The following is a 15089-nucleotide window of genomic DNA, read 5'->3' on the forward strand; positions in this document are numbered from 1 at the left end:
TATGAATTCGACGAAATGCGCATCAAACCCTTGTCGTTACTGGATTTTTTGGTCGTTCAGCAAGCCCTAATTACGTAGTAGGTGTATATAAAGAAATTGATGTGACTCAACTTATACGAGACATGGGAGGAAATAGATACGGATTATATTTAGATAACACGAATAAGGGTGGAGGGTACATCTATTTCCAAGGTAGAGCAAACTCCAATCCTCCCCAACTAGTCATCGACTATACGTTACCTAATAACGCTCCCAACGCTCCATCCCTCGGCTTTTCTGACGGTCAAGTATTAAATACAAGAACGCCGACAATTACATGGACATTCAGCGATCCGGACGGCAACGCGCAAGGCGGATATTTTGTCGAAGTTATAAATGGCGCTTATTCTGCTTCTCTGTGGAATAGCGGTTGGATTAACGATGCGAACGCCCGGAGCTATACGCTGCCTTCAGGCGCTATCCCAACCGACGGCCAGATTTACATCCGCATGAGGGTTAAAGATAGCAACGGCGCGATAAACACGAATAACGGTAATGGACCGGACACTTCGTTTGGAAATAGGCGGCTTATCATCGATACGACAGCTCCGATAGTGTCCAGCATATCGACAGAGAAAACCCCGGTTTCCGTTCCGGCAAATGGAACTTTCCGTATGTGGGCCCGTGGTGTATCTGATAACGTATCAGGCGTTTCATCGGTCAAATTTCCGACCCGGCTTACAGGTCAATCAACTTGGGTGTGGGTAGATGGCGTAAAAAGCGGTAGCGACTGGTATTGCGATTATCCGATCAGTAATTTTAGTAATGTCGAGACTACCTACGTGACTAACGTTTATGCGTACGATGCTGCTGGAAATAACGCTATGGTGGGGGAAATCCGGACGGTTGTAGACCGTACGCCTCCTACGTTTACAGTTGACGGAACGTCCTATAAAAGCGTTCAGCCAGGCGGCACCTTCCGCGTTTCCGCCTATAGCCTAGCGGATAACCTTGCAGGTATCCAAAATGTCCGTTTTGCTGTATGGACAGAAGTTAACGGTCAGGACGATTTGGTGTGGTATGACGGGGCAAATGCCGGTGGAGGTACATGGTATAAAGATGTCCCTATTTCCGAGCACGGTAACGCTGAAGGCCACTATATCACGCATGTTTATGCTTATGATAATGCCGGAAACAACTCTTCTAAAGGCGTTGATACCTACGTCGACCGAACGGCTCCGACGATTTCAAGCGTACAAGGCTACGGATACACAAATCAAACGACGGGAACACGGCGGGTTTGGTTTTATGGGGTAACCGATGGAATTAGCGGTATCGGCACAACCTACGCATCCTACAACAAACCTGGCGGCGGTAATTCAGGGCTCACTGCTTATGCGTCCGGGAGCGACTATTACGTTGATGTTCCGTTAGGACCCGAGGGCGAGTATACGGTTTATTTTCAAGCGGTTGATCGCGCCAATAACGCAAGTACGACGGTAAATTCGAAGTTTTTCGTTGACTCTCAACGTGCAAATGATCCAAAACCGTCTGTCGTTTGGGGCACGACTACGGCTGCGTTTACCTGGTTTCCGTTCAATGATCCCACACCGTCTTCCGGCCTAGATCGAACGGTTCTCCACGTAGACCGATGGACAGGTTCCGAATGGGTATTTGACGTTGATATCAATAACGACGGCAGCCCTGATCTATGGTACATTCTCCCGGATAAAAACCAGGTAGAACATACTGTTACGACGTTAACGCCGGGAACACGCTATCGGTACACAGTTAAACATTTCGACATGGCACAAAACGAGAGCGCGTATTCGTACTATGAGTTCGTAACCAAAAAGAAAATCGGGGAATATCGCATCGCCGGAAAAAATGGCACGGTTTCGTTGCCAGTCTACGATCCGTCTTCGGGCGTTTTGGGCAGCAAAGCGCTGCGCGTCGGCCTTAGCTCCGGAATCGGATGCTTCGAATTGGTTTCCATATCGGACACAAACGCAAGTCCGGTGCGTGTGCAAACACCACAAGGCGCCCGATCAATCTCTAAGTAAAGGAGGTCGAACACCATCCGCTCAACGCAGTATACATTTCTCAGTCCGACGCAGCATATCCCGAGTGAGATCGTTACCTACACGCCAATCGACGGCGAACCCCGAAACCTTCCTACCATCCGTCGCGACATGGGCGATTACCTTCCGCTTTATTACCGCGATTCAGTCGCCGCCAACGGCATCTTAACCGCCGAGTCCGCTGAGTTAGCAGATCTGAACGCCGAAATTTCGGACGTGCTCGCGCAGTATTTCGTTGACACAGCAACGTGGGGCCTCGCGCATTGGGAACGCATTTGTGGCATCGCTACGGACAAAGCCAAGCCGCCTGAACAGAGGCGCTCCGTTATTAAATCGAAGCTGCGCGGAATCGGCACCGTCACCGTATCGCTCATTAAAAATGTGGCCGAAGCCTATGTGAACGGCGAAGTCGGCGTAACGGAGGATAACGCTAATTATTCGCTTACGATAACGTTCATCTCCAGCCGCGGCATTCCTCCGAACCTAGACGACATTCAATCGGTCCTACGAGAGACCATTCCGGCACACCTAGGGTTGACGTTTAAGTTTACCTATCTGATCTGGAGCGAGCTGGATGCGCTGGGATGGACATGGGACATGCTAGAAAACAAAGCCCTCACTTACGATCAACTCGAAGTATATAAACCGTAAAGGAGATGGGACGCCCTGTGGATTTGGACATACTTAAATATTTTCTTACGCAAGGTCCGTTCGCTGTCCTTTTTGCTTGGCTCCTGATCTCTTCCCGGAAGGAATCGCGTGAACGCGAGAAATCTCTAATAGCAGAAAATCGGAAGCGCGAAGGAAGACTCCACGACATCCTAGATAAGTTTAGCGAAAAATATGACGTCATCATAACGGAAATCCGCGACATCCAATCGCGCTTCAAGGAGTGATTCGAATGGAGAACGATATTTTAACGCTTGCCGCTCTCGTTGCTGCTTACGTTGGCGTGGCGAAAGGCTTCGGCATAGCGGAAAAATGGACGCATCTTGTCGCGTTAGTTTTCGCTACCGTTTTCGTCGTCGTGCCGGAAACGGCGCAGGCTGCCGTAATAAAGATCAGCGTAATCGGCTTGACGGCTTCCGGCGCTTACCAATACGTGAAGAAACGAAGTGATGAAGGCAATGACGGTAAAAGGATTTGATTGCGCTGCGCCTCTGTCCGCAGACAAAGCGGCCGCATTTTACGCGGACGGGTACGAGTTTGTCGCGCGTTATTTGGTACCGACCGGCTGGAAGCGGCTAACTGCCGAAGAAGCGGCCGCAATTTCTGGCACAGGGCTGCAGATCGTTTCCGTGTTCGAAACGTCGGCGGATCGAGCCCTTGGCGGATACGAAGCCGGTCTTGCCGACGGTAAGTCAGCGCTGGCAGCCGCGAAGGCAATCGGCCAACCTGCTGGGAGCGTCATCTATTTCGCGGTCGACTTCAATGTGACTTCCACTCAGATGGAGACGGTAATCAGCTATATTCGCGCAGCGGGTGAAGCGACACCCGGGTACAACACCGGGGTGTACGGTTCCTATTCCGTAGTTGAAGCTGTACTCGCAGCGGGCGCTTGTTCAAGTGCTTGGCAGACATACGCTTGGAGCGGCAGGAAACGCTCGCCGAAAGCGAACATCTATCAATATCAGAACGACATTACAGTGAACGGCATAGGCGTAGATTTAGACGAAGCATACGGCGCTTATGGCGGATGGAGCATGAGTAAGATAGAAAACCAGGGGGTTAGCAATAATATGCCGATGAAACTGGAAGATTGGCAATGGGACATGATCTACGAAGTGCTGGGCAAAGCCTACAATGATGGCAAGCTAATGTGGGGCTGGATGCAGAAGGTCGTCGATAAATCGATGACGGCAACGGAGCTCGCCTTCTTAAACACGGTGCTCGACGGCCGCATTGACCGTAAGATCGAAGTGTAACAATAACAGCTTCACCGGCAAATTTTAAAAATGGATGAAAGGAGCCTGCTAGCTTCTGCTTGGCTAGTAGGCTCCTTCTACACTCTCTCCGCTTCTTTCTTCTGTTTTTGATTCAGAATACTATCAAAATGATAAACAAATGAACCATTCTCTGCAACCCGCAGAGTAGCATAGCCTTTTCTCTTCAGTTGATCCAGCAGTTCACCTGCTTCGTCTAAAGTTAAATTCGTGGTCATCGCGATATCTACAGCTGTCACATAACCTTCATTTTGAACAGCTATTTTTAATACGGTTCTTTCCATTTCTTCAAACTTGATGTGTTTCTGCTGCTCAAGATCTTTTTCACGCAGTTTCATTTCATGTTTGTTTTTAGCGACATTGTAAATGATCCAAGCCACCCCGACAATGATAGTAAACAATAAGATAATTTTCCATCCGCCGCCAGTAAACCATTCGGCGACAATTTGTAAAAGCCCTAAAATAAGCAGCCAAGTAAAGCAGCCTCCCCAACCACTTCTATTACTCATTCCTTCTCCCCACCAACCCAGAACGATAATTATTTCCAATAACCGTAATATACAACAAACAGTATGGAATTGCTATGCTCTTTTGTGTAAATCATTTCTTGATGAAGATGCACAACCTGTCTAAGGATGTCTTTTTATAAAGAAGCAATCGCCTTTACGGTGATTATATGAAAATAAAAAAAGCCGCCTTCAATGAAGAAAGCAGCACTTTGTATGCGTAAATGGCGTCCCAGAAGGGATTCGAACCCCTGACCGACGGCTTAGAAGGCCGTTGCTCTATCCAGCTGAGCTACTGGAACATAATATTGGAGCGGGTGATGGGAATCGAACCCACGCTACCAGCTTGGAAGGCTGGAGTTCTACCATTGAACTACACCCGCTCGCTATAAAATTAAATGGTCGGGACGACACGATTCGAACATGCGACCCCCTGGTCCCAAACCAGGTGCTCTACCAAGCTGAGCTACGTCCCGAAAATTATGGTGCCGGTAGAGGGACTTGAACCCCCACGGTTTCCCTCACGATTTTGAGTCGCGCGCGTCTGCCAATTCCGCCATACCGGCTTTCTGGAGCGGAAGACGGGAATCGAACCCGCGACCCTCGCCTTGGCAAGGCGATGCTCTACCGCTGAGCCACTTCCGCACAATTCAGAAAGAACAAGATTTAATATATCATAACGATTTCGATAATGCAATAACTTTTACAAAGTTATTTTTGGAGCGGAAGACGGGAATCGAACCCGCGACCCTCGCCTTGGCAAGGCGATGCTCTACCGCTGAGCCACTTCCGCATAAAAGTGCGCGTAGAGGGACTTGAACCCCCACGGTCTCCCGCTAGATCCTAAGTCTAGTGCGTCTGCCAATTCCGCCATACGCGCGCAAGAGTTAAACGTGAGCCATGTAGGACTCGAACCTACGACACCCTGATTAAAAGTCAGGTGCTCTACCAACTGAGCTAATGGCTCATATTAAAACTGGGGATCTAGGATTCGAACCTAGGCATGACGGAGTCAAAGTCCGTTGCCTTACCGCTTGGCTAATCCCCATCGTTTTCGTGTAGAATGGGGCGATCGATGGGACTTGAACCCACGAATGCCGGAGCCACAATCCGGTGCGTTAACCCCTTCGCCACGACCGCCATACAAATGTGATTAAATTGAATATGGTGCCGTCGAGAGGACTTGAACCCCCAACCTACTGATTACGATTCAGTTGCTCTACCAATTGAGCTACGACGGCAAGCGCTATTAATTAAACCAATAACAATAAAACGGCTGAAAGCAAAAATGGCGGAGCCGACGGGATTCGAACCCGCGGTCTCCTGCGTGACAGGCAGGCATGTTAGGCCTCTACACCACGGCTCCACACTAAGGTATTTTGGTTGCGGGGGCAGGATTTGAACCTGCGGCCTTCGGGTTATGAGCCCGACGAGCTACCGGGCTGCTCCACCCCGCGTCGTTAAAGTTTATATGGTGGAGGCTGAGGGGATCGAACCCCCGACCCTCTGCTTGTAAGGCAGATGCTCTCCCAGCTGAGCTAAGCCTCCATATGTACCTTTATGATGCCCTTACAAAGCAAAGCAGATTCACTTTGTAAATAATAATGGTGACCCGTAGGGGATTCGAACCCCTGTTACCTCCGTGAAAGGGAGGTGTCTTAACCCCTTGACCAACGGGCCTTACTAAAATATGGCGGAGAGAGAGGGATTCGAACCCTCGAGACGCTTGTGACGCCTACACGATTTCCAATCGTGCTCCTTCGGCCAACTCGGACACCTCTCCATTTGTTTCGATCTAAAGGATATTAATCCTGTATATTTAATAAAGAATGGCTCCCCGAACAGGACTCGAACCTGTGACAACTCGATTAACAGTCGAGTGCTCTACCAACTGAGCTATCAGGGAATGTACCGCTTGGCGACGTTCTACTCTCCCGGAACCCTTCGGTTCAAGTACCATCGACGCTGGAGGGCTTAACGGTCGTGTTCGAGATGGGAACGCGTGGTTCCCCTCCGCCATCATCACCAAACGGTATAGCTTGTTCAAGGCTTGTACCTTGAAAACTAGATACGAAACTCGTGCGCGTTTGTGAGCAATGCTTGAATGTTTCTTAGGGGCTCCCCGCAAAGTAATCGGCATAAGCTACAACGCTTCGCTTCACTTTGTGGGGCTTATTTGGTTAAGCCCTCGACCGATTAGTATTCGTCAGCTCCACACGTTGCCGTGCTTCCACCCCGAACCTATCTACCTCGTCGTCTTCAAGGGGTCTTACTTACTGGGAAATCTCATCTTGAGGGGGGCTTCACGCTTAGATGCTTTCAGCGCTTATCCCGTCCGTACGTAGCTATCCAGCCATGCTCCTGGCGGAACAACTGGTACACCAGCGGTACGTCCATCCCGGTCCTCTCGTACTAAGGACAGCTCCTCTCAAATTTCCTACGCCCACGACAGATAGGGACCGAACTGTCTCACGACGTTCTGAACCCAGCTCGCGTACCGCTTTAATGGGCGAACAGCCCAACCCTTGGGACCTACTTCAGCCCCAGGATGCGATGAGCCGACATCGAGGTGCCAAACCTCCCCGTCGATGTGGACTCTTGGGGGAGATAAGCCTGTTATCCCCAGGGTAGCTTTTATCCGTTGAGCGATGGCCCTTCCATTCGGTACCACCGGATCACTAAGCCCGACTTTCGTCCCTGCTCGACCTGTTTGTCTCGCAGTCAAGCTCCCTTCTGCCTTTGCACTCTTCGAATGATTTCCAACCATTCTGAGGGAACCTTGGGGCGCCTCCGTTACGCTTTAGGAGGCGACCGCCCCAGTCAAACTGCCCACCTGACACTGTCCCCATACCGGATCTACGGTACCAGGTTAGAACTCCGATACGATCAGGGTGGTATCCCAACGTCGCCTCCACACAAGCTGGCGCTCATGCTTCTCAGGCTCCCACCTATCCTGTACAGATCGTACCAAAGTCCAATATCAAGCTGCAGTAAAGCTCCATGGGGTCTTTCCGTCTTGTCGCGGGTAACCTGCATCTTCACAGGTATTAAAATTTCACCGGATCTCTCGTTGAGACAGCGCCCAAGTCGTTACGCCATTCGTGCGGGTCAGAATTTACCTGACAAGGAATTTCGCTACCTTAGGACCGTTATAGTTACGGCCGCCGTTTACTGGGGCTTCGGTTCATAGCTTCGGGATTGCTCCCTAACCACTCCCCTTAACCTTCCAGCACCGGGCAGGCGTCAGCCCGTATACTTCGCCTTGCGGCTTCGCACAGACCTGTGTTTTTGCTAAACAGTCGCTTGGGCCTTTTCACTGCGGCCCCCTCGGGCTATTCACCCTACCGAGGCACCCCTTCTCCCGAAGTTACGGGGTCATTTTGCCGAGTTCCTTAACGAGAGTTCTTCCGCGCGCCTTAGCATGCTCTGCTCGCCTACCTGTGTCGGTTTGCGGTACGGGCACCTTCTCCCTGGCTAGAGGCTTTTCTTGGCAGCCTGAACTCATGACCTTCGCTACTGCAATTTTCGCTCCCCATCACAGACCAGCCTTATGATGTGCGGATTTGCCTACACATCAGCCTCTCTGCTTGGACGGGCATCCATCAGCCCGCGTCACTATCCTTCTGCGTCACCCCATTGCTCATAACGGTTCACGGTGGTACAGGAATTTCAACCTGTTGTCCTTCGACTACGCCTTTCGGCCTCGCCTTAGGTCCCGACTTACCCTGAGCGGACGAGCCTTCCTCAGGAACCCTTAGGCTTTCGGCGGATCAGATTCTCACTGATCTTTTCGTTACTCATACCGGCATTCTCACTTGTGTACTGTCCAGCGCTCCTTACGGTACACCTTCAACCTATACACAACGCTCCCCTACCAGAGCGCAAATCTTGTTTGCGCAATCCATAGCTTCGGTGGTGTGTTTAGCCCCGTTACATTTTCGGCGCAGAGTCACTCGACCAGTGAGCTATTACGCACTCTTTCAATGGTGGCTGCTTCTAAGCCAACATCCTGGTTGTCTGCGCAACTCCACATCCTTTCCCACTTAACACACACTGGGGGACCTTAGCTGATGGTCTGGGCTGTTTCCCTCTTGACAATGGATCTTAGCACTCACTGTCTGACTCCCGGGATAAAGTATGTGGCATTCAGAGTTTGACTGGACTTGGTAACCCTTGGCGGGCCCCGCACCCAATCAGTGCTTTACCTCCACTACTCATCTCCCGAGGCTAGCCCTAAAGCTATTTCGGGGAGAACCAGCTATCTCCGAGTTCGATTGGAATTTCTCCGCTACCCCCACCTCATCCCCGAATTTTTCAACATTCGTGGGTTCGGGCCTCCAGTGCGTGTTACCGCACCTTCACCCTGGACAGGGGTAGATCACACGGTTTCGGGTCTACGCCCACGTACTTCGTCGCCCTATTCAGACTCGCTTTCGCTGCGGCTTCGGCTCTTCACCTTAACCTTGCACGGGAACGTAACTCGCCGGTTCATTCTACAAAAGGCACGCCATCACTCATTAACGAGCTCTGACTTCTTGTAAGCACACGGTTTCAGGTTCTATTTCACTCCGCTCCCGCGGTTCTTTTCACCTTTCCCTCACGGTACTGCTTCACTATCGGTCGCTAGGGAGTATTTAGCCTTGGCAGATGGTCCTGCCTGCTTCCCACGAGGTTTCGCGTGTCTCGCGGTACTCGGGATCCGTCTAAGGTGTTCGCAGAATTTCAACTACAGGGCTTTTACCTTCTATGGCCGGCCTTTCCAGACCGCTTCGTCTACCCTGCTGCACCTATGTTGACGTCCCACAACCCCAGAGAGCAAGCCCTCTGGTTTGGGCTGTTCCGCTTTCGCTCGCCGCTACTGACGGAATCACTTTTGTTTTCTTCTCCTGAGGGTACTTAGATGTTTCAGTTCCCCTCGTATGCCTCTGCACACCCTATGTATTCAGATGTGAGTAACTGAGAATTACCTCAGCTGGGTTTCCCCATTCGGATATCCCCGGATCAAAGCCTGCTTACGGCTCCCCGAGGCAATTTCGTCGTTCGCCACGTCCTTCTTCGGCTCCTAGCGCCTAGGCATCCTCCGTGTGCTCTTATTAGCTTAACCATGCTAATACACGTTGTATTGCTCTACGCATTTCGTTTCGTTATCTAGTTTTCAAGGAACAATCGTATTGATGTTGAGATACACATCGACTTCCCTTTCGGGGCGTCTTTGTCCTCTCAAAACTGAGCAACGAGTGAGTGGCGTTGCAACTGTTACATCGAGTTCGTCGATGTCCGTTGTCAACTATTGTGCAACTGTTAGTTGCTTATGTCCGATGACCTACAGTCATCATGGACTCCATAGAAAGGAGGTGATCCAGCCGCACCTTCCGATACGGCTACCTTGTTACGACTTCACCCCAATCATCTACCCCACCTTCGGCGGCTGGCTCCTTGCGGTTACCCCACCGACTTCGGGTGTTGTAAACTCTCGTGGTGTGACGGGCGGTGTGTACAAGACCCGGGAACGTATTCACCGCGGCATGCTGATCCGCGATTACTAGCAATTCCGACTTCATGCAGGCGAGTTGCAGCCTGCAATCCGAACTGAGACCGGCTTCTAAAGATTCGCTCCACCTCGCAGCTTCGCTTCCCGTTGTACCGGCCATTGTAGTACGTGTGTAGCCCAGGTCATAAGGGGCATGATGATTTGACGTCATCCCCGCCTTCCTCCGGTTTGTCACCGGCAGTCACTCTAGAGTGCCCATCCGAAATGCTGGCAACTAAAGTCAAGGGTTGCGCTCGTTGCGGGACTTAACCCAACATCTCACGACACGAGCTGACGACAACCATGCACCACCTGTCTCCAATGCTCCGAAGAGGGCACCTATCTCTAGGTGTTTCATCGGGATGTCAAGACCTGGTAAGGTTCTTCGCGTTGCTTCGAATTAAACCACATACTCCACTGCTTGTGCGGGTCCCCGTCAATTCCTTTGAGTTTCACTCTTGCGAGCGTACTCCCCAGGCGGAGTGCTTACTGTGTTGACTTCGGCACCAAGGGTATCGAAACCCCTAACACCTAGCACTCATCGTTTACGGCGTGGACTACCAGGGTATCTAATCCTGTTTGCTCCCCACGCTTTCGCGCCTCAGCGTCAGTTACGGTCCAGAAAGTCGCCTTCGCCACTGGTGTTCCTCCACATCTCTACGCATTTCACCGCTACACGTGGAATTCCACTTTCCTCTCCCGCACTCAAGTCACCCAGTTTTCAGTGCGATCCGGGGTTGAGCCCCGGGCTTAAACACCAAACTTAAATGACCGCCTGCGCGCGCTTTACGCCCAATAATTCCGGACAACGCTTGCCCCCTACGTATTACCGCGGCTGCTGGCACGTAGTTAGCCGGGGCTTTCTTCTCAGGTACCGTCACCCTTAGAGCAGTTACTCTCTAAGGCGTTCTTCCCTGGCAACAGAGCTTTACGATCCGAAAACCTTCATCACTCACGCGGCGTTGCTCCGTCAGACTTGCGTCCATTGCGGAAGATTCCCTACTGCTGCCTCCCGTAGGAGTCTGGGCCGTGTCTCAGTCCCAGTGTGGCCGATCACCCTCTCAGGTCGGCTACGCATCGTCGCCTTGGTAGGCCGTTACCCTACCAACTAGCTAATGCGCCGCAGGCCCATCCGTAAGCCACAGGTTACCCCGTGTTTCATGATCCCCTCATGCGAGAAGACCAGCTATCCGGTCTTAGCTATCGTTTCCGATAGTTATCCCGATCTTACAGGCAGGTTGCCTACGTGTTACTCACCCGTCCGCCGCTAACTGTTCCCGAAGGAACAGTCCGCTCGACTTGCATGTATTAGGCACGCCGCCAGCGTTCGTCCTGAGCCAGGATCAAACTCTCCAATAAAATGTTCCCCAGAAAGTGAAGAGAAGCTGCCGAAGCATATTCCGATTACTTTCCGTGGGCCCCACGAACCAAATCATGAGGCATTATCAGAGCTTGTCTTAAGCTCAAAATTCAATGCTAGCGAGAATTTGCATTCTCTATTTAACACTCACTCGTTGTTCAGTTTTCAAAGGACAATTGTTCATTTCCCTGCGCCCTTCTCAGCAGCGCGGGATTCAATATATCACATTTCAATCGACGATGCAAGCTTTTTTGAAAATTTCTTTTCGTCGGCTTGTCCGCCTGCCAGCCTCTTTTGGCCGGAAGACCAATATAGCATGATTAAAACACATTTGCAAGCACTAAATTTCATTTTTGTAGTATACCCGTATTGAACAAAATAATAACAGCCCCAAGATTAGCCGCGTTCCGGCTTTCTTAAGGCTGCTTTTTTGATGAAGCGCGGTGAACAGGCGGCTGGAGTGCCGATAGGAAGATGGACCAATGTCAACGGTCGCCTTTGTAAACGGATGTTCTCGTCGCCACGAGTCCCCTATCGAAACAGGCCGCGTATCAATCGGCACGCTTTCATATAAAGAATTTGTTACAGCGCTCCTGCTCCGATGGCTTGGGCAGCAGCAAGCTCCTGCTGAAATTGCTGATGGATTAATCCATTGGAAGCAAGCACATTCCGTACTTCCAGGGAATAAGGGTTCCCGAACGTGTCCGTGACCGTCCCCCCGGATTCGGCAATCAGTAAGGAACCTGCCGCGACATCCCAGGCATTCAGTCCGATCTCCCAGAATCCGCTCAATCTTCCTGCGGCAACATAAGCCAGATGCAAAGCAGCCGATCCCGCTACCCGGATATTACGGACTTTTGGGGTAAGCGCTTGAATCCCCTGCAGATTAATAGGCAGCGCATAATCGCGATCCGCCGGGAACCCCGTTGCAATCAAGCTGTCTGACAGCTTATCCTCCGCCGATGTTCTCATTCTTCTCCCGCGCACATAGGCACCCTTACCCTTCTCGGCTACGAAAAGCTCGTCGCGAATGGGGTCGTAGACGACGCCGACGATCACTTCTCCTTTGTGAGCCAAGGCGATGGATACGCTAAAGAAGGGAAAGCCGTGGACAAAATTCGTCGTTCCGTCCAAAGGATCGACGATCCACAGATATTCGGCCTCCTTGGCTTCCTGCAGTGCTTTCGTCGAAGCCGCCGGCCCCGGTTCCACACCTTCTTCTCCCAGTATAGAGTGCTGCGGAAAATGGGTCTGAATAAGGTTGCGGATCATCGTTTCCGCCCCCTTGTCCACTTCCGTTACAAGATCATGAGGGGAATATTTCATATGTAAGCTGTTGAAATCTCCCAATTTGCTTTGGATCCATTCGCCAGCTTTGGATGCGGTATTGATGGCCACTGCAGTAAAATTCTTACTTCCCACAATAAAAGAGGAATTGCTTTCATTAGCCATTTCAATCAGTCCTTTTCTTTCCCATAAAAATAATGGTTGCAATTACACTCAGTATAGTTAATATACGATTCAAAAGCTACAGCGTTTCACCCAAATAATACTAGCGTTTATGACAAATCAACAAACATCCACGGGAAGAGATAAACCATCCGGACAAAGGTAACCAGGCCTTTTTCCGCTCCCTGCTTTTCAAAAGAGCGGGTCTATAATTCAAAGCTGAATTTTTTCCCGATTCGCACACAGCGCTCGAAAACCATCCTTCATGCGACCGTCTTCCTCATCAAGCACGCTTTTAAGATGAACGCCAAAAAAGCCCTTTGCAATATGCAAAAGAGCTTTAAATTGAATAATAAAATATAATTATACCCCTACGATATGATAGCCGTTATCTACATAAATCACTTCGCCTGTAATTCCCCGCGACAGATGGCTCATGAGGAACATGGCGGTGTCTCCGACCTCGGCGACTTCCGTCGTACGGCGCAGCGGAGCTTTCTCTTCCACGGTTCTGAGAATGGAATTGAAATCCTTGATTCCCTTGGCGGCCAGCGTACGGATAGGTCCGGCGGAGATCGCGTTCACACGCACGTTGTATTGGCCCAAGTCGTTAGCCAAGTAGCGTACGCTTGCTTCCAACGCAGCTTTGGCTACGCCCATTACATTGTAGTTTTTCATTGCGCGTTCAGCGCCGAGGTATGTCATTGTCATGATGCTGCCGCCTTCGGTCATGAGCGGATACAAGCGCTGGGCCACTGCGACCAAAGAATAAGCGCTAATATCGTGAGCCAGTGCAAAGCCGTCGCGGGAAGTGCCGACGAATAAACCTTCGAGCTCTTCCGTTTTGGCAAATGCGATACTATGTACGAGTCCGTGCAGCACGCCGAAGTGCTCTTGTACCGCAGCAGCCAAAGTTTCAATCTCGGCGTCCACCGTTACGTTGCAGGGCAGAACGACCGAGCCCGGAATCGTGTCGGCCAGTTTGCGCACTCTCTCTTGCACGCGTTCGCTCTCATAAGTAAAAGCCAGGCGCGCCCCTTGAGCAGCCAAGGACTGGGCAATCGCCCAAGCGATGCTGCGATCGTTGGCAACACCCATTACCAATATATTCTTACCGTTCAGCAGTTGAGTCATGAACTTAAGTCCCCTCTCCAAAGTAAAATGAGGCTTGGCCAACTATGCTCCCTAACTCAAGGTACCCCATTTTTACAAATAATTCAAGAGAGAAAACATCGGACGAAATCCGCTGCAGCAGGTGACTTCAACATTCCTATCAGGCATATGATACAACGGGCAAAATCAACACGCGTTACGACGCGAAGCCGAAGCTCGGCCTGCCGGACTCTCCGTTCATGACTCCGCTCATTCATTGATGTACGCGAGAGGTGCGCTATGCAAAAAAGCCTTGGCCTAAGCTCCTTCAGTCACGCGATTAATCTCAAAGCTCAGCTCGCCTCCCTGCACATCAGAGCTCGAAGGAAGCTTGGCTGAGCACCGTCGCACCGTCAAATTTGCGCACATCGTCCATGAGCTGCAGCAGCGCTTCGTCTTTCCGCTTGGCCTCAATCATAATATCCAAACGCGGAGTTATCGGCGCAATGGCCCGCAGAAAGCGAAAAAGCGGCGGCGCTTCGATAAAATCGGCATGGCTTCGGGGATCGGATGCGCTTTTCGGACTGGACACGTGAATCTTCGGTGGAAGCGGCTCAACCGCACCCTGCGCGCTCTCTCCCGACCATGTCTGCATAATCCGAGGCCACAGCTCCTCAGCCGCTTCCCCATCTCCCGAACGGTTGACCTCGTGATGATGAATATCCAGCACCATTGGAGCCCCGACCTGCTCGCAGATGTCCAGCGTCTCCGCAGCCGTGAAGGTTTTGTCGTCGTTTTCCAGCGTCATTCTCCGGCGAATCCGCTCGGGCAGCCCCTTGAACCTCTCGATGAACCTGGCCGCAGCCGCAGGTTTGTCCCCATAGGTGCCGCCGACGTGAATATTGCATTTGGCCGACTCATCCAGCCCCATCGCTTCCAGCATCGTCACATGCCTGTCCAAATCGCCTAAGGAATTGCGCAGCACTTCCTCCCTGGGAGTGCTCAGCACGGTGAAATGGTCGGGATGAAAGCTCAGACGCATGCCGTGCTCCAATGCATAGCCGCCGAGCTCGGCGAACGGTTCCCGAAGCGTCGGCATCGGGTCCCAGTCTTCTAGGAGTCTGTCCGACGGAGTTACTTTTGTAGGTC

8 protein-coding genes, 17 tRNA genes, 3 rRNA genes and 1 pseudogene are annotated in these 15089 nt (G+C 51.3%); 5 read left to right on the plus strand and 24 right to left on the minus strand.

The features are described 5' to 3' along the window. Nucleotides 1-122 precede the first annotated feature (122 nt). From SK3146_RS16175 to SK3146_RS16195, 5 genes are all read left to right on the plus strand, one after another. The gene (locus tag SK3146_RS16175) at nucleotides 123-2042 is read left to right on the plus strand and encodes a GBS Bsp-like repeat-containing protein (RefSeq protein WP_249865985.1); all 1920 of its coding nucleotides are present in this window, start codon (nucleotides 123-125) and stop codon (nucleotides 2040-2042) included. A gap of 129 nt (nucleotides 2043-2171) precedes the next feature. Further along, nucleotides 2172-2711: a YmfQ family protein gene (locus SK3146_RS16180; protein WP_249865986.1), complete on the plus strand. Its 540-nt coding sequence runs from the start codon at nucleotides 2172-2174 to the stop codon at nucleotides 2709-2711. A gap of 5 nt (nucleotides 2712-2716) precedes the next feature. Beyond that, on the plus strand, nucleotides 2717-2956 hold the full coding sequence (locus SK3146_RS16185) for a BhlA/UviB family holin-like peptide (protein WP_249865987.1): 240 nt from the start codon (nucleotides 2717-2719) through the stop codon (nucleotides 2954-2956). 5 nt (nucleotides 2957-2961) lie between these two features. Further along, entirely contained in the window at nucleotides 2962-3207 is a 246-nt protein-coding gene (locus SK3146_RS16190; RefSeq protein WP_249865988.1) for a hypothetical protein, read from the plus strand. Next, complete coding sequence (locus SK3146_RS16195; protein WP_249865989.1) at nucleotides 3188-3985, plus strand: DUF1906 domain-containing protein; 798 nt, start codon at nucleotides 3188-3190, stop codon at nucleotides 3983-3985. Before SK3146_RS16190 ends, SK3146_RS16195 begins: the two co-directional genes overlap by 20 nt. A 77-nt stretch (nucleotides 3986-4062) precedes the next feature. On the opposite strand, the gene SK3146_RS16200 is transcribed toward SK3146_RS16195, so the two are convergent. The 24 genes and pseudogenes from SK3146_RS16200 to uvsE form a co-directional block, all read right to left on the minus strand. After that, on the minus strand, nucleotides 4063-4512 hold the full coding sequence (locus SK3146_RS16200; RefSeq protein WP_249865990.1) for a hypothetical protein: 450 nt from the start codon (nucleotides 4510-4512) through the stop codon (nucleotides 4063-4065). A 222-nt stretch (nucleotides 4513-4734) separates the two neighbouring features. Next, nucleotides 4735-4811 (minus strand) — tRNA-Arg (locus tag SK3146_RS16205). Between the two features lie 7 nt (nucleotides 4812-4818). Next, nucleotides 4819-4892, minus strand: a tRNA-Gly gene (locus SK3146_RS16210). 16 nt (nucleotides 4893-4908) lie between these two features. Continuing rightward, nucleotides 4909-4985, minus strand: a tRNA-Pro gene (locus tag SK3146_RS16215). Between the two features lie 7 nt (nucleotides 4986-4992). Beyond that, a tRNA-Leu gene (locus SK3146_RS16220) sits at nucleotides 4993-5075 on the minus strand. Between the two features lie 4 nt (nucleotides 5076-5079). Next, nucleotides 5080-5154, minus strand: a tRNA-Gly gene (locus tag SK3146_RS16225). A 73-nt stretch (nucleotides 5155-5227) separates the two neighbouring features. Beyond that, nucleotides 5228-5302 (minus strand) — tRNA-Gly (locus tag SK3146_RS16230). A gap of 7 nt (nucleotides 5303-5309) precedes the next feature. After that, nucleotides 5310-5389: transfer RNA gene (locus tag SK3146_RS16235), tRNA-Leu, on the minus strand. A gap of 14 nt (nucleotides 5390-5403) precedes the next feature. After that, nucleotides 5404-5476 (minus strand) — tRNA-Lys (locus SK3146_RS16240). A 9-nt stretch (nucleotides 5477-5485) separates the two neighbouring features. After that, a tRNA-Gln gene (locus SK3146_RS16245) sits at nucleotides 5486-5557 on the minus strand. A gap of 16 nt (nucleotides 5558-5573) precedes the next feature. Then, a tRNA-His gene (locus SK3146_RS16250) sits at nucleotides 5574-5649 on the minus strand. A 25-nt stretch (nucleotides 5650-5674) separates the two neighbouring features. Further along, nucleotides 5675-5750 (minus strand) — tRNA-Thr (locus SK3146_RS16255). 48 nt (nucleotides 5751-5798) lie between these two features. Further along, nucleotides 5799-5875 (minus strand) — tRNA-Asp (locus SK3146_RS16260). A gap of 14 nt (nucleotides 5876-5889) precedes the next feature. Further along, nucleotides 5890-5966: transfer RNA gene (locus SK3146_RS16265), tRNA-Met, on the minus strand. Between the two features lie 15 nt (nucleotides 5967-5981). Continuing rightward, nucleotides 5982-6057, minus strand: a tRNA-Val gene (locus SK3146_RS16270). 57 nt (nucleotides 6058-6114) lie between these two features. After that, nucleotides 6115-6189 (minus strand) — tRNA-Glu (locus SK3146_RS16275). 11 nt (nucleotides 6190-6200) lie between these two features. Further along, nucleotides 6201-6292, minus strand: a tRNA-Ser gene (locus SK3146_RS16280). A gap of 47 nt (nucleotides 6293-6339) precedes the next feature. Further along, nucleotides 6340-6415 (minus strand) — tRNA-Asn (locus SK3146_RS16285). A gap of 7 nt (nucleotides 6416-6422) precedes the next feature. Next, nucleotides 6423-6539 (minus strand): 5S ribosomal RNA (gene rrf / locus SK3146_RS16290). A gap of 146 nt (nucleotides 6540-6685) precedes the next feature. Beyond that, nucleotides 6686-9613, minus strand: a 23S ribosomal RNA gene (locus SK3146_RS16295). 243 nt (nucleotides 9614-9856) lie between these two features. Beyond that, nucleotides 9857-11398, minus strand: a 16S ribosomal RNA gene (locus tag SK3146_RS16300). The 16S, 23S and 5S rRNA genes sit together here with 17 tRNA genes alongside, the layout of an rRNA operon. Before the next feature lie 583 nt (nucleotides 11399-11981). Continuing rightward, on the minus strand, nucleotides 11982-12851 hold the full coding sequence (locus SK3146_RS16305; RefSeq protein ID WP_249865991.1) for an inositol monophosphatase family protein: 870 nt from the start codon (nucleotides 12849-12851) through the stop codon (nucleotides 11982-11984). A gap of 360 nt (nucleotides 12852-13211) precedes the next feature. Next, nucleotides 13212-13982, minus strand: a complete 771-nt coding sequence (fabI, locus tag SK3146_RS16310; RefSeq protein ID WP_249865992.1) for an enoyl-ACP reductase FabI — start codon at nucleotides 13980-13982, stop codon at nucleotides 13212-13214. 331 nt (nucleotides 13983-14313) lie between these two features. Continuing rightward, a pseudogene (uvsE, locus tag SK3146_RS16315) lies at nucleotides 14314-15057 on the minus strand (UV DNA damage repair endonuclease UvsE); the annotation flags it as partial. Between the last annotated feature and the right edge of the window lie 32 nt (nucleotides 15058-15089).

This window comes from Paenibacillus konkukensis (assembly GCF_023523925.1).
GTDB classification, from domain to species: domain Bacteria; phylum Bacillota; class Bacilli; order Paenibacillales; family NBRC-103111; genus Paenibacillus_S; species Paenibacillus_S doosanensis.

Coding starts and splice junctions, on each gene's coding strand:
- SK3146_RS16175 (WP_249865985.1), top strand. CDS start 123: ATGGGAGGAAATAGATACGGATTATATTTAGATAACACGAATAAGGGT.
- SK3146_RS16180 (WP_249865986.1), top strand. CDS start 2,172: ATGGGCGATTACCTTCCGCTTTATTACCGCGATTCAGTCGCCGCCAAC.
- SK3146_RS16185 (WP_249865987.1), top strand. CDS start 2,717: ATGGGACGCCCTGTGGATTTGGACATACTTAAATATTTTCTTACGCAA.
- SK3146_RS16190 (WP_249865988.1), top strand. CDS start 2,962: ATGGAGAACGATATTTTAACGCTTGCCGCTCTCGTTGCTGCTTACGTT.
- SK3146_RS16195 (WP_249865989.1), top strand. CDS start 3,188: ATGACGGTAAAAGGATTTGATTGCGCTGCGCCTCTGTCCGCAGACAAA.
- SK3146_RS16200 (WP_249865990.1), bottom strand. CDS start 4,512: ATGAGTAATAGAAGTGGTTGGGGAGGCTGCTTTACTTGGCTGCTTATT.
- SK3146_RS16305 (WP_249865991.1), bottom strand. CDS start 12,851: ATGGCTAATGAAAGCAATTCCTCTTTTATTGTGGGAAGTAAGAATTTT.
- fabI (WP_249865992.1), bottom strand. CDS start 13,982: ATGACTCAACTGCTGAACGGTAAGAATATATTGGTAATGGGTGTTGCC.